The organism is Pseudomonas sp. LPH60 (assembly GCF_030718165.1).
Lineage (GTDB): Bacteria > Pseudomonadota > Gammaproteobacteria > Pseudomonadales > Pseudomonadaceae > Aquipseudomonas > Aquipseudomonas danubii.
In genome coordinates, this window is record NZ_JAVAJH010000002.1 from 849,741 (window position 1) to 871,314 (window position 21,574).

The window sequence follows — 21,574 nt, forward strand, 5'->3', positions numbered from 1 at the left end:
TCTTCGCCCTTATCAACAGGAATTAAAATGAGCGAAAGCTTTGCGGAACTCTTTGAAGAAAGCCTAAAAACCCTGAACCTTCAGGCAGGCTCCATCATCACCGGTGTTATCGTCGACATCGACTACCAAGCGCGTTGGGTAACTGTTCACGCTGGTCTGAAGTCTGAGGCACTGATCCCGCTTGAGCAGTTCTACAACGATGCTGGCGAACTGTCCATCAATGTTGGTGATGAAGTTCACGTTGCTCTGGATTCGGTTGAAGACGGTTTCGGTGAAACCAAGCTCTCCCGTGAAAAAGCCAAGCGCGCTGAATGCTGGATCGTTCTGGAAGCAGCCTTCGCAGCCGAAGAAGTGGTCAAGGGCGTTATCAACGGTAAGGTTAAAGGCGGCTTCACAGTCGACGTTAACGGCATCCGTGCGTTCCTGCCAGGTTCTCTGGTTGACGTCCGTCCAGTGCGCGACACTACGCACCTGGAAGGCAAAGAGCTCGAGTTTAAAGTCATCAAACTCGACCAGAAACGCAACAACGTTGTCGTTTCCCGTCGTAGCGTCCTCGAAGCCGAGAACTCCGCTGAGCGTGAAGCTCTGTTGGAATCCCTGCAGGAAGGTCAGCAAGTCAAAGGTATCGTCAAGAACCTCACCGACTACGGCGCATTCGTTGATCTGGGCGGCGTCGATGGCCTGCTGCACATCACTGACATGGCTTGGAAGCGTATCAAGCATCCTTCCGAAATCGTCAACGTTGGCGACGAGATCGATGTCAAGGTTCTGAAGTACGATCGCGAGCGCAATCGTGTTTCCCTGGGCCTGAAGCAACTGGGCGAAGATCCATGGGTTGCTATCAAGGCTCGTTACCCAGAAAGCACCCGCGTTACCGCTCGTGTAACCAACCTGACCGACTACGGCTGCTTCGCTGAGCTGGAAGAAGGCGTGGAAGGTCTGGTGCACGTTTCGGAAATGGACTGGACCAACAAGAACATCCACCCTTCGAAAGTCGTACAAGTCGGCGACGAAGTGGAAGTTATGGTTCTGGACATCGACGAAGAGCGTCGTCGTATCTCCCTCGGCATCAAGCAGTGCAAGTCCAACCCGTGGGAAGACTTCTCTGGCCAGTTCAACAAGGGCGATAAGATCTCCGGCACCATCAAGTCGATCACCGATTTCGGTATCTTCATTGGTCTGGACGGTGGCATCGACGGTCTGGTTCACCTGTCCGACATCTCCTGGAACGAAGTGGGCGAAGAAGCCGTACGTCGCTTCAAGAAGGGCGACGAACTGGACACCGTTATCCTGTCGGTTGACCCAGAGCGCGAGCGTATCTCCCTGGGTATCAAGCAACTGGAAAGCGATCCGTTCTCCGAGTACGTTCAAGAGAACGACAAAGGCGCAATCGTTAAGGGTGTTGTAAAAGAAGTTGACGCCAAAGGCGCCATCATCACCCTGGCTAACGATATCGAAGCTACTCTGAAAGCCTCCGAAATCAGCCGCGACCGCATCGAAGATGCGCGTAACGTTCTGAAAGAAGGCGAAGAAGTTGAAGCCAAGATCATCAGCGTTGACCGTAAGAGCCGTGTAATCCAGCTCTCGATCAAGTCGAAAGACGTTGAAGACGAGAAAGAAGCTATCCAGAGCCTGCGCGACAAGCCAGCTGCTTCGGATATCGCTGCTGGTCCTACCACTCTGGGCGACCTGCTGCGTGCACAGATGGAAAAGCAGAACTAAGTTCTGTCAGACCATAAAAAGGGCGACTTCGGTCGCTCTTTTTTTTTGCTCCAAAATCGTTAGTTTGAGAGTTCTCCGCAAGGGAAACCAACACGTACCGTGAGCTGTCTCTTTCTTAGGTGGCCGGCTGCATATTCGGAGCTAGGCTTTGCCTTGGATGTGCATCATTCGAGCAGCAGGGGCTGCTATAAGGAAGAGCATGAGCAGGCTGGTTATGATTGTTTTGGTTCTTTTGTTGGTTGGTTGTGCGACCAATGTAAAGACTCATGCTGTTCGTGGGGTCAGTGGTATTGAGATCGATTGTTCAGGTTTGGGAGCGGATTGGGGGCAGTGCTACAGGCGTGCTGCGAGCGAATGTAAGGCTGGTGGTTACAAAATCATCACTAAGTCGAGCGACGCCAAGGACGAGGAGGGAGATTTTCCCTTCGGCTGGAATCCGGCGGGGTACCTCACGCGTACGATGCTCGTGATGTGTCGATAGAAAGGCCTGAGTTTACATCTCTGCGTCTCTATCACTGGCAAAAGGAGTTTGTGTTATCTGCGCAGTTCTTGGGCTGTTCAAAACCTTCAGAGCATGCTAAAACCTTTTGAGCACTGACCTAGCTGCTTGAAAAAGAAGGGAAAAATATGACGAAGTCGGAGTTGATCGAACGAATTGTCACCCATCAAGGGCTGCTGTCATCCAAGGATGTCGAGTTGGCTATCAAGACTATGCTTGAGCAAATGTCTCAGTGTCTGGCTACTGGGGATCGAATAGAGATTCGAGGGTTTGGTAGTTTTTCCCTTCATTACCGTGCTCCGCGTGTTGGGCGTAATCCTAAAACAGGTCAATCTGTTAGTTTGGATGGGAAGTTTGTGCCTCACTTTAAGCCGGGTAAGGAATTAAGGGATAGAGTCAATGAGGATGATATTATCTAATGGTCTTCATTTTTTATTCGGATGCCGTAAATGCATGATGGTGCTGATTTGAAATTGGAGTGGATAAGTATGCCAGAATGAATTTCTTCTTCGTGAGAAGTTCTATTTTTTTGGGGGGGGGGATGTATTTTTTTGCCGAAGTATTCGGTGGTTTTTGCTAGATTGCCCGCCCACATGCTTTATATTTTGAGTTGTCAGGTCATCGCTAGTTGATTTGGCCAGCAGTAGCCTCTAATAGCATCCTTGTATGAAGGTTGCCCATCCTCGGTGCAAAATAACGCTGGAATTGTACGGCTCCTATTGCTAGGGTTCTGCTTGTTTTTTAGATGAGTATGCGCTCTTAGACGTTTCGATATTGCCAGAGTGTAAAACTGGCATCAAAATACAATGATGTTACATGGTATATACCCAAGCATTGATAATCGAAGAGATTCTGTTGATGATGAAAATGTGTAGGCTCATCTTCGTATCTGTCAAGGGCTTTCAGTTACGCCATTATGCCTTTCTTTGTTTTTTCGGATAATTATCTTCTATTGACATTTTTTTTTGTTTGTGATTTTTTTTTGGCAATATCAGAACTGTAGATTTAGGAAGTGGAAATGACAGCTAAAAAAGCATTGATTACTGGTATTACAGGGCAGGACGGATCATACCTGGCAGAGTTTCTGCTGGAAAAGGGTTATGAGGTCCACGGTATCAAGCGTCGTGCTTCTTCCTTTAATACCCAAAGAGTAGATCATATTTATCAGGATCCACATGTTGATGATCAGCGTTTTATTTTGCATTATGGTGATTTAACTGATTCTTCAAATCTAACTCGGATCATTCAAGAAGTTAAACCTGATGAAGTCTACAACTTAGGGGCTCAGTCCCATGTTGCTGTAAGTTTCGAGTCTCCTGAATATACTGCGGATGTTGATGCAATGGGGACGCTGCGTATCTTAGAGGCAATCCGTTTATTGGGGCTGGAGAAAAAAACCCGTTTTTATCAAGCTTCGACCTCGGAGCTTTATGGGCTAGTTCAGGAGGTTCCGCAGCGTGAAACAACTCCATTTTATCCACGGTCCCCATATGCTGTTGCAAAACTATATGCTTACTGGATTGTTGTAAACTACAGAGAGGCATATGGAATGTATGCCTGTAACGGAATTCTTTTTAATCATGAATCACCACGTCGCGGTGAAACCTTTGTTACTCGAAAAATTACTCGGGGATTAGCCAATATTGCTCAAGGTCTCGAGCAGTGTTTGTATATGGGGAATATGGATGCACTTCGTGACTGGGGACATGCCAAAGATTACGTACGCATGCAATGGATGATGCTTCAGCAAGATAAGCCTGAAGATTTTGTAATAGCTACTGGTGTGCAATATTCTGTTCGTGATTTTATTTTATGGTCTGCCGCCGAGCTAGGAATAAAAATTCGTTTTGAGGGAAGTGGCCTAGAAGAAAAAGGCTTCATTGAGTCTATCGTGGGGGATAGCGCTCCGTCGTTGAAGCCAGGCGACGTGATTGTGCGTATCGATCCGCGCTACTTCCGTCCTGCCGAAGTGGAAACATTGTTAGGTGATCCTACTAAAGCTAAAGTGAAGTTAGGCTGGACTCCAGAAATTACGGCTCAAGAAATGTGTGCTGAGATGATCTGTGAAGATCTTAAGGTAGCCAAACGACATGCGCTGCTGAAGAAGCATGGTTACGATCTGCCTGTTTCTTTGGAGAACTGATATGACTAATTATCAGGAAGACGGCATATTTATTGCTGGTCATAATGGGATGGTTGGCTCAGCCATAATGCGTCGGTTGCAAAGTCTGGGTTATAAAAATCTAATCACTCGAGATAGAAACGAATTAAATCTTCTTGATCAGCGGGCTGTTGAAGGTTTTTTTTCTAAAAATAAAATTAAACAAGTTTACATGGCTGCGGCGAAAGTAGGGGGTATTCATGCGAATAATACCTATCCCGCAGAATTCATTTATGAAAACTTGGTAATGCAGACTAATGTGATTAACTCTGCGCATATGAATGGTGTGCAGAAATTGCTCTTTTTGGGGTCCTCTTGCATTTATCCTGTAGCAGCTCCTCAGCCAATGGCTGAAAGTGATTTGTTGCAGGGGAAGTTGGAGCCAACAAATGAGCCCTATGCGATTGCGAAGATCGCTGGAATCAAGTTGTGTGAAAGTTATAACCGTCAATATGGTCGAGACTATAGAAGTGTAATGCCGACTAATTTGTATGGCCCTAATGATAATTATCATCCAGATAATTCTCATGTGATACCTGCGTTACTTCGTCGCTTTCATGAGGCTGTTTTGTATAATAAGGATGAAGTGGTTATTTGGGGGAGTGGCTCGCCGAAGCGTGAGTTTCTACATGTCGACGATATGGCCAGCGCGTCAGTCTATGTTATGGAACTGTCGCGAGATGTTTATGAGCGGCACACTCAGCCTATGCTCTCACACATTAATGTTGGAACTGGCGAAGACTGTACTATTCGAGAGTTGGCAGAGACAATTTCTCAGGTTACTGGATTTAAAGGTAGGGTGATATTTGATGCCACTAAACCTGATGGGGCTCCTCGAAAGCTAATGGATGTTTCACGTATTGAACTTTTAGGCTGGAAGTCAAGTATCAACTTGAGATCAGGGTTGCGTGAGGCGTATGAATGGTTTTCAGAAAATGGGCTTAAAGCTCGCTCAAGCTGATTAACAATCAGTCTGTTAGTTATGTGTAATTCGACCACCGCATATTCTTGCAGAGCGAGAGTTGGGGTGGTCAGTTTTTTGTTTCTTTGTATTATTATCCAAGGTGCTCATTTTAGATGAGTTGAGTATTATGCTGAGGCATTTAATAAATTTAGTTCTTTCTATATTACCTCCTTCTCGTTTTTTTGGCCTGCGATACTTGCTGTGGCGTATTGCCGGTGTGAATCTTGCGAGAGGAGTGAAGTTTTGTGGCCGCGGCTGGATATATGGTCGAGGTTCTTTAAGCATTGCAGAGAGAACCTGGTTGAGTCCAGGTGTTGTTTTTCATACTAACATAGAAGCTGAAATAAGATTAGGTTCTGATTGTGATATTGGGCCAGGCGTAGAGTTTGTTTTAGGAAGCCATGCCATTGGTGGTGAAGCTCGACGAGCTGGTCAGGGTATTGCTCGTCCAATATTAGTAGGCAATGGTTGTTGGATTGGGGCAAAAAGTTTGATTCTTGGTGGTGTGACAATTGGTGATGGGGCCATTATCGCCGCTGGTTCTGTTGTGGTTCGCGATGTTCCTAAAAATACATTAGTTGCGGGTGTCCCCTCCATTGTAAAGAGGCAATTGCAGTGAAAAAACCAGTTGTGCTCATAGTTTGTAATGCATTGGATGATGCAACTCGTACCGAAAGGGGAATTGGTAGCGACAGTCCTGCAGCATCTCGTAAAGTATTTATGCTGTGTCAGGCATTGCGTACCGCCGGAGCGAGGCCCTATGTTTTGAGCTTGGGTCGAGGTAGTACTAATGGGGCACTTAAATATTACGGCCGTAAGGCTAAGAGAGTTAATGGTATATCTGTTATTTATTCTTCTTTCTCTCATGTCCGTTTTTTTTCTCAAGTGCTTTCTCTATTCTCATTGATTGGAATGTTGTTTCGTCTTTCAAAAAGTCCCTCAAGGTCAGTTGTTTTTTATAATAGGATGAGTGCCTATCTGCCTCTTCTTTTTATTTCTGTTTTTACGGGTTATAGACGTTTCTTGGACTTAGAAGATGGTGAAAATTTCAATGCAAAGCAAACTGTAATAAAAGTTCGATGGAATCGCTTCTTGGTGTGGGTTTATGATCGGTACTGTTCGAATGGGGCCCTTCTTGCTTGTAGCGCTTTGGCCAGTAGAACGGCTATTCGACCTATTCATTGCTACTATGGTTCTGTCTCAACTCCTAAAGTTAAGTGTATTTCATGGTTGGAGCCTGAACGTCATGTTTTGATGGGGGGAACTCTTAGCGCGGATACGGGCGTAAATTTACTAATTGATACTGTTCGTATGCTTCGTAGAAGTGAGGAGCTCTGGGTTAAAAAACTGTCCTTTCAAGTTACCGGTAAAGGTGAAGGGTTAGATGCTCTTAAGCAGCTAGCGTTAGAAGATGGTTTTCCTAAAGTTACGGTTCATGGCCGTACAACTAATCTTGAATATATAGAAATCCTTGAGCGATGCTGTGCTGGTCTGGCATTGAAACCTATCGGCGGCGAGATGGCCGACACAACTTTCCCATCAAAGGTCATTGAGTTTGCGGAAGCTGGGCTATTGGTGATAAGTACGGATATCAGTGATGTCCGTAAAGTTTTGGGGGAGGGTGCCTTATACTTAGGATCAAATGATCCGAAAGAGCTAGCAGATATATTGAAGCTGGTTGTCGATGACACGGATTTAGGCCGAAGTTGTGCTGAGAAAGGTAGCTTGATTGTCCTTGAGCGTTGTTCACCTTTGTCGGCTGGTCAGGCGGTCCTTGATTTCATTACTGGGGAGATATCATGACTCAACCCCGTTCTTTCATCACTTGGCAACCAGTTTTGACTGATCATCAGGCTTATACTTATGAGGAGCTTTCCCAACAAGCAAAGTCTCCTTTGTTAGCTTATGTCTTGACACTTGAGGATAATACTCGTCGTTCTCAAGGTTGGCTTGATACTCAAGTCGGGTCTATAGATAGAAGATTAATCCCACAAAAAAAATGGATGCAATATTGTTACAGGCATATGCGTGAGCATCAAAGGGATGTTCATATATTTGGAAGTGCCTTCCAAAGTATTAAGATGATTTACTGTTTGTTACTGGCAATTTGGTTCAAGGTCGAATTTTATCTCGTGTCCGAACCATACTCACCTATTTCTCTTGGCTATTTTTCTGAAGATAAGTTTGCTATTGCAAATATTAAAGCTAGAGCACGACCTTATATCTACAGGCTTTATGCCTTAGTGCTTAATCGTTGGGTTTCAGGGGTGTTTGCAATATCAAAAAAAGCAATTATTCAATACACTAAAGCCGGTATCTCTAGTGATAAAATATTTCCATTTGGCTATTTTATACCTTCATTGAAGTCTGATTCTCCAGGGCCGTCAGGGGTATATTCAAAGAATGAAAAACTTCGAATTGTTTTTGTGGGAGCCTTGATTGCAAGAAAAGGGTTGGACTTGCTAATAGATGCTGTTAGCAGCTTAGGTGATCGTGTTGTGCTTGATGTCTATGGTTCAGGGGAGCCACGACTTTACAATATTGATGGTGTGACGGTTAGGTACTGTGGAGTAATTCCTTTTGGCTCCGCTCAAGAAGTGATTGCACGATATGATGTTTTGGTACTACCGAGTAGGCACGATGGCTGGGGAGTTGTCGTGAATGAGGCTATATGCGCTGGCGTTCCTGTAATTTGTAGTGATCAAGTTGGAGCAAGTGTTATTTTAGAGCGTTTTACTGCTGGTATGATTTTTAATATTCAAGAACCTCATTCACTTAAAAAAACGCTTGAGGTTTTTTTACAGGACTCACAGCTCTCTCAAGAGCTAACCTCTGCTACAAATGTCGCGGCTATCGCAATTCAACCTGATGTTGCTGCAGGTTACATGCTGTCTATAATGCAGGTAAAGGGTTTAAAGCGAAAAGAAGTTTCTTCGCCCTGGTATTTGGAGTAGTTTTTTATGAGCGTAAAGAGCGTTCGTTTACATCTAACAAATATTGCGGGATTGGGGGCAGTGCAATTGCTGAAGTCGTTGCTACCAGCACTTGAGCAATGTGAAAGTATCAGACTTAAGGAACTCTATCTTCCAAGTGTTGGAGAGCTTTCTGAGTATGTGGTCGATGATAACTCTATAAATAAATTCTACTATAGAAGGTATCTCCCGAATTCGATTTCTCGTTTTTTGGAATGTGTATTCTTCGGTAGACGCTTTGGTGGAGACACTCCTCTTTTGGTTATGGGGGATCTGCCTATTCGTTGTAGTGCAAAACAAACAGTTTTTGTGCAAAATTCGCACTTGTTAGTTCCTGATAAGATTAGTTGGAATAAATCAAGTCTAAAGTTTTTGGTTTTTCGGTGGATATTTTCTCTTAACATAAGATATGCACAAGCATTTATAGTCCAGACAGCGCTAATGCGTGATGCTCTTATTAAATCTTATCCTTCGTTAAGAGCACGAGTACATGTTGTACCTCAACCTGTACCTAACTGGCTTCTTAACGCAGGAGTAGTGCGTGGGGGACGAGTCGTGGCAACTGATGCTCCGTTACGTTTGTTTTATCCAGCTGCCGACTATCCACATAAAAATCATAAACTACTGGATAGTATACAAGCTAATAGTGCATCACAGTGGCCAGTCGAGAGCCTTGAGTTAACCATTGAGCAAGAGGCTCACCCTGCTAAGGATATTTCCTGGATTCATTGCTGTGGGCGGCTATCGTCGCAGAGAATGTTAGACTCTTATAATCTTGCTGATGCTCTTTTGTTTTTGTCTAAAGATGAAAGCTATGGTTTTCCGCTTGTTGAAGCGATGTTTATTGGCATTCCTATAGTTTGTCCCGATCTTGAATACGCCAGAGCCCTGTGTGGAGATCAGGCTATATATTTTGTGGTTGATGATGTCGAGTCTTTGAGATGTGCAGTTGATGAGTTACATAGAAAGCTATCTACTGGGTATTGGCCCGATTGGAGCGAGCAATTGAAGATGATTCCAAAAGATTGGGAGTCTGTTGGGCGAAGAATTCTAGAAATTGCTGTTGAAAAATAAATTACTGCTATGATTTTAATTTAGTTGAAGAGAAAATCTATGTTAGTTCCGATAATTATGGCAGGTGGTTCGGGCTCTCGTCTATGGCCGCTCTCCCGCCAGCTAAATCCTAAGCAGTTCCTGTGTTTGGCAGATGCTGAAATGTCCATGTTGCAAGCGACTATCGCTCGCTTGAACGGTTTGGAAACGGCTACGCCACGCGTGATTTGTAATGAAGATCACCGTTTTCTGGCAGCCGAACAGTTAAGGCAACAAGGTCTAGAAAAGTTTAATATTCTATTGGAGCCCGCTGGTCGGAATACCGCACCTGCAGTTGCGTTAGTTGCAATTCAAGAATGTTTGAATGGTCAAGATCCTATATTGCTTGTTTTGGCGGCTGATCATTTAATTAATGATGTTGTAGCCTTTCAATCCTGTATTCATAAAGCACTGCCATTAGCTATTGATGGAAAGTTGGTTACCTTTGGCATTAACCCTACTCATCCTGAAACAGGCTATGGTTACATCCAGAAGGGTGCAGGCTTAGAAAGTGGTGGTTTTGAAGTGGCTCGATTTGTCGAGAAACCACCTCAGGAATTGGCTAACTCGTATTTGGAGAGTGGCTGTTATCTCTGGAATAGTGGCATGTTCATGTTTCGTGCCAGCCGTTATTTGTGTGAGCTAGAGCATTTCCGCCCTGACATCCTGAGCGCTTGTCGTGAAGCTTTGTGCAAGGGGGAGCAGGACATGAATTTCACTCGGGTGGGACGTGATGAGTTTGAAAAATGTCCAGATGAGTCGATTGACTATGCGGTGATGGAAAAAACGAAAGATGCAGTTGTTGTGCCAATGGATGCTGGCTGGAGTGATATTGGTTCTTGGGCCGCATTATGGGATGTAGGAGATAAGGATTCTCAGGGAAATATTTGCCGTGGTGATGTAATAGTAGAAGGCTCTACTAATAACTATATCTATTCTGGAAGTCGTTTGGTTAGTACTGTTGGAGTCGATAATCTAATCGTTGTAGAGACCAAGGACGCGGTTCTGATTGCTCATAAAGAGCATGTTCAAGAAGTAAAGAAAATTGTTGAAAAGCTAAAGTCCTCTGGTCGTTCCGAATATAAGAATCATCGGGAAGTATATCGACCTTGGGGTGTCTATGATTCTATAGACAATGGTGCTCGCTATCAGGTCAAGCGTATTACGGTTAATCCTGGTGCTAAATTGTCATTGCAAATGCATCATCATCGAGCGGAGCATTGGGTTGTTGTTAGTGGTACAGCAAAAGTTACTAATGGTGATAAAGTTTATCTAGTTGCAGAAAATCAATCTACTTATATCCCTATAGGGCAAATGCATACTCTTGAAAATCCAGGTGTAATTCCATTAGAGCTGATTGAGGTACAGTCTGGTTCCTATCTTGGGGAGGATGATATTGTAAGGTTTGAAGATTTGTATGGCCGTGTCTAAGAGGTGTGCTTGAAAGTCTCTATTGTTACCGTTTGTTATAATAGTTCTTCTACTATTAAAGATACTATTGAGTCGGTTTTGTCTCAAGATTATGTCGATGTTGAATATATAGTTGTGGATGGTGGTTCTAATGATGGAACTATCGATATAGTCAAATCTTACGGAAATAAAATAAGTACTTTTGTAACAGAAAAAGATAACGGGATCTACGATGCGATGAACAAAGGTGTCGCTTTAGCTACTGGCGATATCGTAGGGATATTGAATTCAGACGATTTTTACGAAAGTGAAAGCATATTGTCTTATGTGGTTGGTGCATTTGATAAAAAACCAGAAGTTGATATTGTTTTTGGCGATGTTGTTTTTGTTGAACCGTCCGACCTAAAGAAAGTTACGCGGTTTTATCGTGCTAATAGATTTTCTGTATGGCGATTGCGTTTTGGCTGGATGCCTCCTCATCCTGCTACTTTTATTCGTAAATCTGCATATGAAAAGGTTGGTGCTTATTCGCTTAAATACAAAATTGCTGCTGACTACGAAATGTTCGTTCGTCAGCTTTATGTACATGGTTTGAAGTATTTATATATTAATAAAGTCCTTGTGCGTATGCGCTCGGGCGGTGTTAGTACTTCTGGGTTTAAGAGTAGTTTGAGGCTTAATTTAGAGATAGTGACTGCTTGCAGGAACAATGGTTTGTATACGAATATATTTATGGTGCTTTTAAAGCTCCCCTTCAAACTGTATGAGTTGTTCCGTAAGCCTAGGAGTATGAGGTAATGATGCATGTGTTTCTAACTGGGGCAAGTGGTTTTGTCGGAGGGGCAGTTTTACAGCGCTTAGCTTCACTTAATGATATTAAAGTTACCGCCGCTGTTCGTAAATCTAGTTCTCCTTTGCAATGTGCTGTACATGATGTCGTTAATTTAGAAACTGAAAACGTCTCGCTGCTTGGTGTTGATGTTGTCATCCATGCTGCTGCAAGGGTTCATGTAATGGATGAGTATTCGCCCAATGCTTTGTCCGAATACCGTAAGGTGAATACCGAGTGGACATTAAATTTGGCGCGGGAGGCATTGGCGAGTGGAGTTAAAAGATTTATTTTTTTAAGTTCAATCAAGGTCAATGGTGAAGTTACAAGCTCCGATCGACCATTTCGTGCCGATGACGAGCCTGCGCCTTCTGATTATTATGGAATCTCGAAGCTTGAGGCGGAACAGGGTTTACTGGAGATAGCCGCTGATTCAGAAATGGATGTTGTGATTATCAGGCCTGTTTTAGTTTATGGTGATGGAGTAAAAGCTAACTTTTATAATATGATCTCCTGGTTAGATCGCGGAATTCCATTACCTTTTGGCAGGCTGGTGAATAAACGTAGTTTTGTTGCATTGGATAATTTGGTTGATTTGATTTTTACTTGTATGAATCACCCTGATGCATCTAATCAAGTATTTCTTGTCAGTGATGATGAAGATTTAACTGCGACTCAGCTTTTTCAACGTGTTGGAAGGGCTTTGGGGCGTAATACTTGGTTGCTGCCAGTTCCTACGTTTTTACTACGTGCGATTTTTCAGGTTCTTGGTAAAAAGTCTCAGGCTCAGCGTCTTCTTGGTTCTTTGCAAGTTGATGTCGAAAAAACTAGGAAGGTTCTTGGATGGCAACCGGTGATTGGGGTTGACGAGGCATTGAGAAAAACGGTTGATGGGTTCAAGCGTAGAAAATAATTAAATCAGTTGTAGAGCTTGAATTAAGTGCTTTTTACGTGGAATTGCTTCTGTCGTTACTGATGGATTTGCAAGTTTTAATGGCGGGGTTTGTTTTTTATCTTTTTAGTCATATTTTTGTTTTTTTGAGGGTGGTTGAAGATAGTCAATATCTGCTTTTTTTGGTTTTATGCGAGTAAGATAACGCGTTGCAGACGGTCTACTTGATCTTGAAGTTGGCTGTCTTAGGAGTATTAGTCGCTGAATATCGATTTTTTGTGAGTTGTTTTTTGAGGCTATAGTGCTAAAAACGTTTTTTAGCTCATTGGTCGCTGGTATAGGTTTCGCCATTTTTGTCTAGTCGTGTAAAATCAAAGACCACTCCTGGCCATCGATGTAGCTTTATCAGGTATTGGTAATGTTTCGGGGAAACTCATGATTGTTGTTTTTTTTGTGGCGGTTCTCGTCTGTTCGCTGCTTTTGACCGGATCTCTACGTAGATATGCTATCGCTCGCAGTTTGATCGACATACCTAATGAGCGAAGTTCTCATTTGTTGCCAACACCTCGCGGTGGTGGTGTGGCTATTGTCGTGAGTTATCTGGCAGCTCTGCCTCTACTAGCTTTGGAAGGCTTTGCGGCTTGGCCTAGCGTTATAAGTTTGGTAGGCGCCGGAACGCTGATTGCCATGGTTGGATTCCTTGATGATCATGGGCATATCGCTGCCAGATGGAGATTACTTGCCCATTTTTCTGGGGCGGGTTGGGCCTTGTGTTGGCTGCAGGTGGTCCCCTCCGTTGATGTATTTGGCGTTGTTCTTGATCTGGGGTGGGTAGGATATTTATTGGCTGCCGTCTATCTTGTCTGGTTGCTTAATCTCTATAACTTCATGGACGGAATTGACGGGGTTGCCAGTATTGAGGCAGTGAGTGTTTGTATTGGCGCTTGCTTGGTTTATTGGTTGAGTGGAGAAAACGAGCTCGTTTCGACTCCTTTATTGTTAATTGCTGCTGTATCAGGGTTTCTGTACTGGAACTTCCCTCCCGCACGTATTTTCATGGGGGATGCAGGCAGTGGTTTCTTGGGATTGATTCTTGGGATTCTGTCTCTTCAGGCAGCATTGGTATCCCCTCATCTAATATGGGTTTGGCTAATTCTGCTCGGCGTTTTTATTGTAGATGCGACGTTCACGCTGCTCCGCCGTTTTATTCGTGGAGATAAGATCTACGAAGCGCACCGTAGTCACGCTTATCAATATGCATCTCGTCATTTTAAAGGTCATTTACCCGTTACTCTTGCTATTGCTACTATAAATACTCTTTGGTTACTACCTATTGCCATATGCGTAGGTGTATTCGGGCTGGATGGAATATTGGGTCTTGTGATTGCTTATTTTCCTTTGGTTTTTCTTGCCGTAAAATTTAATGCGGGAGCTACAGAGAAATCCAGTTGACTTGATATGTGCCTTCTAGATGGTTGATTTTTGTTGTGCATTATTCTTGGGCTGGTTTTTGAGGGATTGAGGTGAAGTTAAGATATGGAAAAGATACGGTCATTTTTATTGAGTCGTTCTCGTAGAAAAAAACGTGTGCTCCAGGTGGTTGTTGACGTTTTTCTGGTGTGGGCTGCGTTGTGGATGGCTTTCGTTGTTAGGCTGGGGTTTGAAGAGTTAGATAACCTTTTTTTTCTTCATCTTTGGCTGTTCATAAGTGCACCGATAATTGCTATTCCTCTATTTGTTCGGTTTGGAATGTATCGGGCCGTCATGCGTTACTTTGGTAATGATGCTCTTATTACGATTGTAAAGGCGGTAACTTTATCTGCTTTGATTCTTTCATTGGTTGTTTATCTTTATAGCAATCACCAGGTCGTGGTTCCACGTTCAATCGTGTTCAACTACTGGTGGTTGAGTCTAGTGATGATTGGTGGTTTAAGATTGGCTATGCGCCAATATTTTCTCGGTGATTGGTTCACGACCGCACAGCACGTACCATTCACCAACCGGGATGATGGTTTACCCAAGGTAGCTATCTATGGCGCTGGTTCGGCAGGTAATCAGCTAGTTGCAGCGCTACGATTGGGACGTTTCATGCGTCCAGTTGCATTTATCGATGATGACGACAGTATTGCCGATCGGATGATTGCTGGTTTGCAGGTATACAAGCCCAAGCACTTGCAACAGATGATAGACGAAACGGGAGCAGAAGAAATACTTCTAGCGATTCCCTCATCTACTCGTAGTCGTCGTAGAGAGATTCTTGGTTTTCTTGAGGACTTTCCCCTTCATGTTCGAAGTGTTCCTGGCTTTATGGATTTGGCCAGTGGGCGAGTGAAGGTTGATGACATTCAAGAAGTGGACATTGCGGACTTGCTTGGGCGTGACTCTGTACCTGCTCAAGGCGATTTGTTGGCGCACTGTATAAAAGGGAAAACTATTCTGGTGACAGGTGCCGGCGGATCTATTGGATCTGAGCTTTGCCGACAGATTTTGTCCTTGGGCCCCACTGCTCTGATTCTGCTCGATCATAGCGAGTTCAATCTCTACAGTATTTTGTCTGAGCTTGAACTGCGTGTGTCGCGGGAGGCTCGTATTGTAAAATTGCTCCCTATTCTAGGCTCCGTGCGTAATTACGAAAAGCTGTTATCTGTCATGAAAACCTGGAGTGTCGAGACGGTTTATCATGCTGCTGCTTATAAGCATGTACCGATGGTTGAGCATAATATTGCTGAAGGTGTACTTAATAATGTGATGGGTACGCTCAACACGGCGCAGGCCGCTTTGCAATCCGGTGTGGCTAATTTTGTACTGATTTCTACTGATAAGGCTGTTCGCCCAACTAACGTAATGGGCAGTACCAAGCGTTTGGCGGAACTTACTCTGCAGGCGTTGAGCAAAGAAGTCGCGCCAGTGTTATTCAATGACTCTTCAAATATTTCAAGGGTAAATAAAACCCGTTTCACCATGGTGCGTTTCGGTAATGTATTGGGCTCTTCAGGCTCAGTCATTCCACTGTTTCGCAAACAGATCAAATCAGGTGGTCCGCTGACGGTCACTCATCCGAAGATTACGCGCTATTTCATGACTATTCCGGAAGCTGCTCAGCTGGTTATCCAGGCTGGATCGATGGGGCAGGGCGGTGATGTTTTTGTGCTGGATATGGGTGAGCCGGTGAAAATCGTCGAGTTGGCGGAAAAGATGATTCATCTCTCCGGGCTGAGCATACGCTCGGAAAAAAATCCTCATGGCGATATCGCTATCGAGTTTACCGGCCTTCGTCCTGGTGAAAAGCTTTACGAAGAGTTGCTGATTGGCGACAACGTAGTGGCGACTCAACACCCAATGATCATGAGCGCCAATGAGGATCATCTGTCTTGGGATGTGCTTAAGGCCAAGCTCAGCGAACTCCTTGCAGCGCTTGAGTTAGATGATTATGCAAGAGTTCGACAACTGCTTCGTGAGACGGTGAGTGGTTATACCCCGGACGGTGAAATCGTCGACTGGGTTTATCAACAGCGGCGTCTCAAACCTTGAATCTACACAACCGGTAACCCTCCTGCTTTTGACTTGCCTGCGGCATCACCTAGGTTTGGAAGGCAGCTTCGGAAAAGCTGTTTTCCTTACTCGATGTCATGGAGCGTCACTATGCGTAACTCTTATCTCTCCTCGCTGATCTTTGCCGTTCTAGCCAGCCTTTCGCTTGCAGCTCAAGCAGCGCCTGCTGTCAAGGCGCAGACTGTTGCTCCTGAGGCAGTGGAGCAGGCAACGCCTCAAGTCAGCAAAATCAACCTCAATACCGCCGATATGGCTGTCCTGCAGCGCGAGCTATTTGGAATTGGCGAGGCCAAGGCCAAGGCGATTGTCGCTTATCGTGAAGAGAATGGTCCCTTTGCTTCGGTGGATGAACTGCTTGAGGTCAAGGGGATCGGCAAGACTATCCTGGAGCGCAATCGAGACAAGCTCGTCGTCAACTGACTTGATCAAGTAGCAATCGAAGGTCGGTCAGTGACCGGCCTTCTGTATTTCGAGCGGGTTTGGTGCCTAGCCATGAATCTCTATCAACAGGCAATTTTTTCATGGTGCTGCAAGAGTATTGTGCATGTAATATTTTTCGCTCTCCGAATGTTCCAATCGGAGGCGTCCATTACTTTCAAGATTGTCAGGAGCGGCCGCGACGAGTTTTTTCGCGGTCGGGCGCAGGGCGATCATCAAAATTGTCTCAGTGGTCGCGTTAATCCCGGAGCGTTTCAATGCGACTTACAGTGCCGCCAAGGCTTACGTGCTAAGCCTGACTCAGTCACTGCCGGCTGAGTTGAAAGGCAATGACGTTCAGGCTCAGGGGAGCTTGCCTGGCGTTACTTGTACCGAGATCTGGGAGCGTTCAGGCTTGGAGGCTAAGGCCATCCCCCTAGAGATGGTGATTGAGGCGACTGAGATGGTGGACGCGGCATCGAGTGGTTTCGACCAGAGAGAGTTGATCACGCTACCTTCGTTTCCCGCTCCGGCGCACTGGCAAGCACTGGTAGCCGCGCGCCTGGCCTTGGGGCCCAATCTTTCCAGGAACAGTGCCGCCGCGCGTTCCAATTAAGGCGGCCCATGGAGCGGGTTGTATTATTCCTGCTCCTGTTTCTTCAGGCCCTCACTGACGACGTCCAGTATCTGTACCGCCAGTTCAGGACTTTCCACGCTGCGCGAGAGCATCAACGCTCCCACCAGGGTCGACATGATCATCAGGCTGCGTTGCGCCTTATTTTCACCTTCCAGAGTCGCTTCCACTTGGGCAAGTCTGGCATTGAGCACTGCATCGGTGGTGGGGCTGGGTTGGCCGCGCTGGCCGAGTTCCGAGCTCATGGTTGGTAGTGGGCAACCTTGATGGGGTGAGCTGCGATGCCACTCGGAAAGGTAGTTGTCGATAAACGCCTGCAAGGGCTGTTCTTGTGCGAACAGAGTTGCGCAGTGGGCGTCCAGGTCTTGGGCAGCTGCGCAAAGGGCTTCTTCTACCAGCTCATCCTTGGACTTGAAGTGGGAGTAGAAACCGCCATGGGTCAGGCCCAGTGCCTTCATCAGTGGTTGTAATCCCGTTCCCCCTATTCCATCACGACGAAAACGTTCCGAAGCTTCTTTGATAATGCGTTGATGTGTCTGGGCTTTATGGTCTGCTGAATAACGCATTTGAGAAACCTCCACAACTAGAGCGCTATTTTAACCAAGGATCATCAGATCACGCCCCTACTTATCAGTGGGTGTTTTGCGTATTTACAGCGTTCCGACAGGTAGGGCGAGTGTTTGCAGGACCCTCAGGAATTGGCACGATAAGTGATTAAAGTTTGATCACGAATTGTTGAACAATCTCGAGGTGTTGCCATGAGCAACGGTTTATCCCTTGCGGACCAGATCAGGGTGGAACTGCGTGCCGACATTATCGGTGGTCGCCTGTTGCCTGGCATGCCGTTGGTAGAGAGCGAGCTGGTCAACACCTACAACGCTTCGCGCAACACCATACGTGAAGCGTTGCACGGCTTGGGCCAGGAGGGGTTGACCCACTATGTCCGTTATAAAGGCGTGGTGGTCAGACGCCTGAGCAGCGATGAGGTAAAGGATCTGTTCCGAGTACGTCGGACTCTGGAGTTGCAGGCGATCGCCAGTGCAAAGCCGCTGAGCGAGTGCCAGGCTGATCGTATGCTCGACGCCATCGAGGCGGCCCAATTGGCCCGAGATCGCGAGGACTGGCGTGCTGTCGGGACCCATGGTTTGCGCTTTCATCAGCAGGTGGTAAGGCTACTGGACTCTTCCTTGTTCGATGAATTTTTCACCAATGTAGTCGCGCAATTGCGTCTGGTGTTTTGCGCCGCGCCGGATGAAGCGTTGTTCCAGGCGCCCTGGCTGGTTCGTGACCGGCAGATTCACCAATGGCTGGTGGAGGGTGACAAAGCCCGCGCCGGCGAGGCAATGGAGGCATATCTGGACGACTCCGAGCGCCTGCTGCTGAACATGTTCAGTCAATCCTTGCGTCACTGAGTGAGGGCGATACCCATGTACAAAGACTATCCAGCGGCTTATCAGGTCAGCAAAGGCTCGGCGCTGCAGGTGGATACGACCTTTTATGAACGTATCCGTGATAACCGGGCACAACGTACGCTGATCGAGCAGTTCGAGGTGCCGATTCGTACGGGCCGGGCCTGGAAGGTGCCCGCCGGTCATGTGTTTCGAGTGACCACACCCGTAGGCCCGCAAGTGGGAGACTTCAACGTCTGGAATGCCAATGACCCGCGAGAACGCCTATGGGCCGCACGTACCCGGCAGTTGCAGGGAGCCCATGTCAGCACCCATGACCGGCTCTGGTCGAACCTGCCTTTCTTGCGGCCGCTGGTCACGATCACCGATGACAGCCTGGCGAATTATGGTATCGACGAGCATGGCGGGCGCCTGCACGATTTATTGGGTACCCGTTGCGATCCCTATGTGAACCGAATGCTCACAGGCGAGGATTTTCATCATCACTGTCACTCCAATCTGACACGGGCGGTTCTGCCCCATGGCCTCACCGAATTCGACGTGCATGACGTATTGAATATCTTTCAGTGCACCGGCCTTAATCATGACGACATGTATTTCATGAAGGCCTGTCCGGCGCAGAAGGGCGACTATCTGGAGTTTTTTGCCGAAATCGACCTACTGTGTGCACTGTCGACCTGCCCGGGGGGCGATCTGTCCTTGCCGATGTGGGGCCCCGAGGCTCAGGACCCCTTGAGTGTTTGCCGGCCACTGGGAGTGGAGATCTATCGTCTCGAAGAGTCACTGCTTGAAGGCTGGAGCCAGCCGGAGCGGGCGGCCTACAAAGGTCAGCACGGCTTGCACATCGCCAAGGCCGAATGGGAAAAGTAGGGCCTTGAGCAGTCCCTTCAATGCAGGACGAAGGGGCTGACGGGATTAACGATCCTGCGCTTCTTTGGCATCCATTTCCGCGTTGCGTTCGGCTACGCGTTTACGTTGCTCATCAGTCAGTTCCACCTTGTGGGCGGTGTCGCGCAGCATCATCAAGCCGCCGACGATCGAACCGATAGCAACCACCAGAATCAACCAGGCATACCAGGGCATAGGGCTCTCCTTGAACGGCAGTTTCCCGAGGACGAAGGTTCGCCCTCGGGACTGCCTGTAATGCTTTGAGTTAAAGCGTTTCGCACTGGTTCCATTGTATGCCTGATTGTTCTGGCCAGTAGTGCCCGATGCTTACAGACCGGTGAGCATGGCATCCGCCGGGGCATCGGCCCGCAGTTGTGCGGTGAGCTGAAAGTAAATGAAACCCAGCACCATGAAGCCGAGGAAGATCAGGCCAATCAGCGCGTTGAACCAGGCCATGGCCACCAGGCACACCAGCGCCAGTGCCAGTGCGATGGCGGGTACCAGCGGGTAGCCCGGGGCGCGGAAGCTGCGTGGCAGGTCCGGTTCGGTCCGGCGCAGTTTGAACAGGCTGAGCATGCTCATGATGTACATCACGATGGCGCCGAATACCGCCATGGTGATCATTGCGGCGGTCAGGGTCATGCCGCCCAGGTTGATCAGGCCATCGCTGTAGATCGCGGTGATACCGATCAGGCCGCCGGCGATGATCGCCCGGTGTGGCGTCTGGGAACGTGACAGCCTGGCCAGGGATGCTGGCAGATAGCCGGCACGGGCCAGGGCAAAGAACTGCCGCGAATAGCCGAGGATGATCCCGTGGAAGCTGGCCACGAGGCCAAACAGGCCGATCCACACCAGCATGTGCAGCCAGCCGGAACTGTCGCCCACCACGGCTTTCATCGCCTGGGGCAACGGGTCGTTGATATTGGCCAGGGTGCGCCAGTCACCCACTCCGCCAGCGAAGAACATCACCCCCATGGCCAGCAGTACCAGGGTCAGAATGCCGCTGATGTAGGCCTTGGGAATGGTGCGTTTGGGGTTCTTGGCTTCTTCGGCGGCCATGGCCGCACCCTCGATGGCCAGGAAGAACCAGATGGCGAAGGGGATGGCGGCGAACATCCCGGCAATCGCAGGGGCTCCGAAGGAGTCGGCTCCGGCCCAGCCGTTGAGGGCGAAATTGCTGAAGCTGAAGGCCGGTGCTACCACGCCCATGAATACCAGTAGCTCTGCCACCGCCAGTACGCACACCACCAGTTCGAAGGTAGCCGCCAGTTTTACCCCGAGGATGTTCAGGCCCATGAAGACGAGGTAGGCCCCCACGGCGGCATGCTTGGGGTCCAGCGCCGGAAACTGCACATTCAGGTAGGCGCCAATGGCCAGGGCAATCGCCGGTGGCGCAAAGACGAATTCGATCAAAGTGGCCAACCCGGCAATCAAGCCGCCTTTCTCACCAAAGGCGCGTCGGCTGTAGGCAAAGGGGCCTCCTGCATGGGGAATGGCCGTGGTCAGCTCGGTGAAACTGAATATAAAGCAGGTATACATGGTGGCGACCAGTAAAGAGGTCACGAGGAAACCAAGGGTTCCGGCCACGCCCCAGCCATAGCTCCAGCCGAAGTATTCCCCGGAAATCACCAGACCGACCGCGATACCCCATAAATGCAGCGTGCCCAGAGTGGGCTTGAGTGTGTTCATCAGTTGCTCCCTGAACGGTTGGAAGTGCTCGGGACTGGCCTGTGCAGCGCCCATGCCAGTCTCGTGGCGACCGTCGTAAAGCCAGGAAAGCGGTCGTATCGAGGATGTTTTCCAGGTTTTTGTCGTCGATCGATATCAGTCTGGTGCATCCCGGTGCCTTCGATTGGGGCAGGGGGAGCATGGGGGCAGCCGCTGTCGTCTTCCAACTGCCCAGGTAAACGCCGCATAAAGCCAGTCTTTACGCTTTCTTTATGGGCCTCCCACCCCGTCGATCTCGTTCCTTTACAGGCACCCTGCGGACAATGGCTGCATTCGCGGCAATCGCCGTACCTCGGAGACATTCCATGAACATTCTGGACGCGGTGTCATTGCTGCTGGCAGTGGGCCTGTTCGTTTATCTACTGGTTGCGCTGCTGCGCGCAGATCGGAACTAGGAGCTGCGGT

The 21,574-nt window shown here is 47.5% G+C and carries 21 protein-coding genes and 1 pseudogene; 19 read left to right on the forward strand and 3 right to left on the reverse strand.

Translation table 11 applies throughout. The features are described 5' to 3' along the window. Window positions 1-27 precede the first annotated feature (27 nt). The 16 genes and pseudogenes from rpsA to Q8O96_RS09640 form a co-directional block, all read left to right on the forward strand. Window positions 28-1,722, forward strand: coding sequence for a 30S ribosomal protein S1 (gene rpsA, locus Q8O96_RS09565; protein ID WP_007931318.1), 1,695 nt, complete (start codon window positions 28-30; stop codon window positions 1,720-1,722). Window positions 1,723-1,921: 199 nt separating this feature from the next. Continuing rightward, window positions 1,922-2,203: a hypothetical protein gene (locus Q8O96_RS09570; RefSeq protein WP_207166357.1), complete on the forward strand. Its 282-nt coding sequence runs from the start codon at window positions 1,922-1,924 to the stop codon at window positions 2,201-2,203. Window positions 2,204-2,349: 146 nt separating this feature from the next. Next, window positions 2,350-2,640, forward strand: a complete 291-nt coding sequence (ihfB, locus tag Q8O96_RS09575; protein ID WP_102860853.1) for an integration host factor subunit beta — start codon at window positions 2,350-2,352, stop codon at window positions 2,638-2,640. Window positions 2,641-3,239: 599 nt separating this feature from the next. Further along, window positions 3,240-4,364: a GDP-mannose 4,6-dehydratase gene (gmd, locus tag Q8O96_RS09580; RefSeq protein ID WP_102860854.1), complete on the forward strand. Its 1,125-nt coding sequence runs from the start codon at window positions 3,240-3,242 to the stop codon at window positions 4,362-4,364. 1 nt (window position 4,365) lies between these two features. Continuing rightward, on the forward strand, window positions 4,366-5,343 hold the full coding sequence (locus Q8O96_RS09585; protein WP_207815057.1) for a GDP-L-fucose synthase: 978 nt from the start codon (window positions 4,366-4,368) through the stop codon (window positions 5,341-5,343). Between the two features lie 61 nt (window positions 5,344-5,404). Continuing rightward, on the forward strand, window positions 5,405-5,965 hold the full coding sequence (locus tag Q8O96_RS09590; RefSeq protein ID WP_242553879.1) for a DapH/DapD/GlmU-related protein: 561 nt from the start codon (window positions 5,405-5,407) through the stop codon (window positions 5,963-5,965). Next, complete coding sequence (locus Q8O96_RS09595; protein WP_146036382.1) at window positions 5,962-7,149, forward strand: glycosyltransferase; 1,188 nt, start codon at window positions 5,962-5,964, stop codon at window positions 7,147-7,149. Before Q8O96_RS09590 ends, Q8O96_RS09595 begins: the two co-directional genes overlap by 4 nt. After that, window positions 7,146-8,300, forward strand: a complete 1,155-nt coding sequence (locus Q8O96_RS09600) for a glycosyltransferase family 4 protein (RefSeq protein ID WP_102860858.1) — start codon at window positions 7,146-7,148, stop codon at window positions 8,298-8,300. Before Q8O96_RS09595 ends, Q8O96_RS09600 begins: the two co-directional genes overlap by 4 nt. A 6-nt stretch (window positions 8,301-8,306) precedes the next feature. Continuing rightward, window positions 8,307-9,392 (forward strand): glycosyltransferase, encoded by a 1,086-nt coding sequence (locus Q8O96_RS09605; RefSeq protein ID WP_207166355.1) that lies wholly within the window; start codon window positions 8,307-8,309, stop codon window positions 9,390-9,392. A gap of 39 nt (window positions 9,393-9,431) precedes the next feature. After that, on the forward strand, window positions 9,432-10,841 hold the full coding sequence (locus Q8O96_RS09610) for a mannose-1-phosphate guanylyltransferase/mannose-6-phosphate isomerase (RefSeq protein ID WP_102860860.1): 1,410 nt from the start codon (window positions 9,432-9,434) through the stop codon (window positions 10,839-10,841). A gap of 9 nt (window positions 10,842-10,850) precedes the next feature. Next, the gene (locus Q8O96_RS09615; protein ID WP_207166354.1) at window positions 10,851-11,618 is read left to right on the forward strand and encodes a glycosyltransferase family 2 protein; all 768 of its coding nucleotides are present in this window, start codon (window positions 10,851-10,853) and stop codon (window positions 11,616-11,618) included. Continuing rightward, window positions 11,618-12,562, forward strand: coding sequence for an SDR family oxidoreductase (locus Q8O96_RS09620; protein WP_305948711.1), 945 nt, complete (start codon window positions 11,618-11,620; stop codon window positions 12,560-12,562). The genes Q8O96_RS09615 and Q8O96_RS09620 overlap by 1 nt, the downstream gene beginning before the upstream one ends. A gap of 414 nt (window positions 12,563-12,976) precedes the next feature. Further along, a complete protein-coding gene (locus Q8O96_RS09625) occupies window positions 12,977-13,993 on the forward strand; it encodes a glycosyltransferase family 4 protein (RefSeq protein ID WP_305948712.1) in 1,017 nt (338 codons plus the stop codon). A gap of 84 nt (window positions 13,994-14,077) precedes the next feature. Then, the gene (locus tag Q8O96_RS09630) at window positions 14,078-16,072 is read left to right on the forward strand and encodes a nucleoside-diphosphate sugar epimerase/dehydratase (RefSeq protein ID WP_102860864.1); all 1,995 of its coding nucleotides are present in this window, start codon (window positions 14,078-14,080) and stop codon (window positions 16,070-16,072) included. A 111-nt stretch (window positions 16,073-16,183) separates the two neighbouring features. Continuing rightward, on the forward strand, window positions 16,184-16,513 hold the full coding sequence (locus Q8O96_RS09635; RefSeq protein ID WP_102860865.1) for a helix-hairpin-helix domain-containing protein: 330 nt from the start codon (window positions 16,184-16,186) through the stop codon (window positions 16,511-16,513). Window positions 16,514-16,685: 172 nt separating this feature from the next. Continuing rightward, window positions 16,686-17,126: pseudogene (locus tag Q8O96_RS09640) on the forward strand (SDR family NAD(P)-dependent oxidoreductase); the annotation flags it as partial. Window positions 17,127-17,149: 23 nt separating this feature from the next. On the opposite strand, the gene Q8O96_RS09645 reads toward Q8O96_RS09640, so the two are convergent. Then, window positions 17,150-17,710 (reverse strand): TetR/AcrR family transcriptional regulator, encoded by a 561-nt coding sequence (locus Q8O96_RS09645; RefSeq protein ID WP_305948713.1) that lies wholly within the window; start codon window positions 17,708-17,710, stop codon window positions 17,150-17,152. 192 nt (window positions 17,711-17,902) lie between these two features. On the opposite strand from Q8O96_RS09645, the gene Q8O96_RS09650 reads away from it, so the two are divergent. Continuing rightward, a complete protein-coding gene (locus tag Q8O96_RS09650) occupies window positions 17,903-18,556 on the forward strand; it encodes a GntR family transcriptional regulator (RefSeq protein WP_102860867.1) in 654 nt (217 codons plus the stop codon). Window positions 18,557-18,571: 15 nt separating this feature from the next. Then, window positions 18,572-19,423, forward strand: coding sequence for a DUF1989 domain-containing protein (locus Q8O96_RS09655; RefSeq protein WP_102860868.1), 852 nt, complete (start codon window positions 18,572-18,574; stop codon window positions 19,421-19,423). Window positions 19,424-19,468: 45 nt separating this feature from the next. Here Q8O96_RS09655 and Q8O96_RS09660 read toward each other — a convergent pair whose 3' ends face one another. Both Q8O96_RS09660 and eat read right to left on the reverse strand, forming a co-directional pair. After that, complete coding sequence (locus tag Q8O96_RS09660; protein WP_020796133.1) at window positions 19,469-19,636, reverse strand: DUF2897 family protein; 168 nt, start codon at window positions 19,634-19,636, stop codon at window positions 19,469-19,471. Window positions 19,637-19,768: 132 nt separating this feature from the next. Then, entirely contained in the window at window positions 19,769-21,130 is a 1,362-nt protein-coding gene (eat, locus tag Q8O96_RS09665) for an ethanolamine permease (RefSeq protein ID WP_305948714.1), read from the reverse strand. 344 nt (window positions 21,131-21,474) lie between these two features. Here eat and kdpF point away from each other — a divergent pair, with 344 nt between their 5' ends. After that, window positions 21,475-21,564, forward strand: coding sequence for a K(+)-transporting ATPase subunit F (kdpF, locus tag Q8O96_RS09670; protein WP_016964080.1), 90 nt, complete (start codon window positions 21,475-21,477; stop codon window positions 21,562-21,564). The last annotated feature ends 10 nt before the right edge of the window (window positions 21,565-21,574 follow it).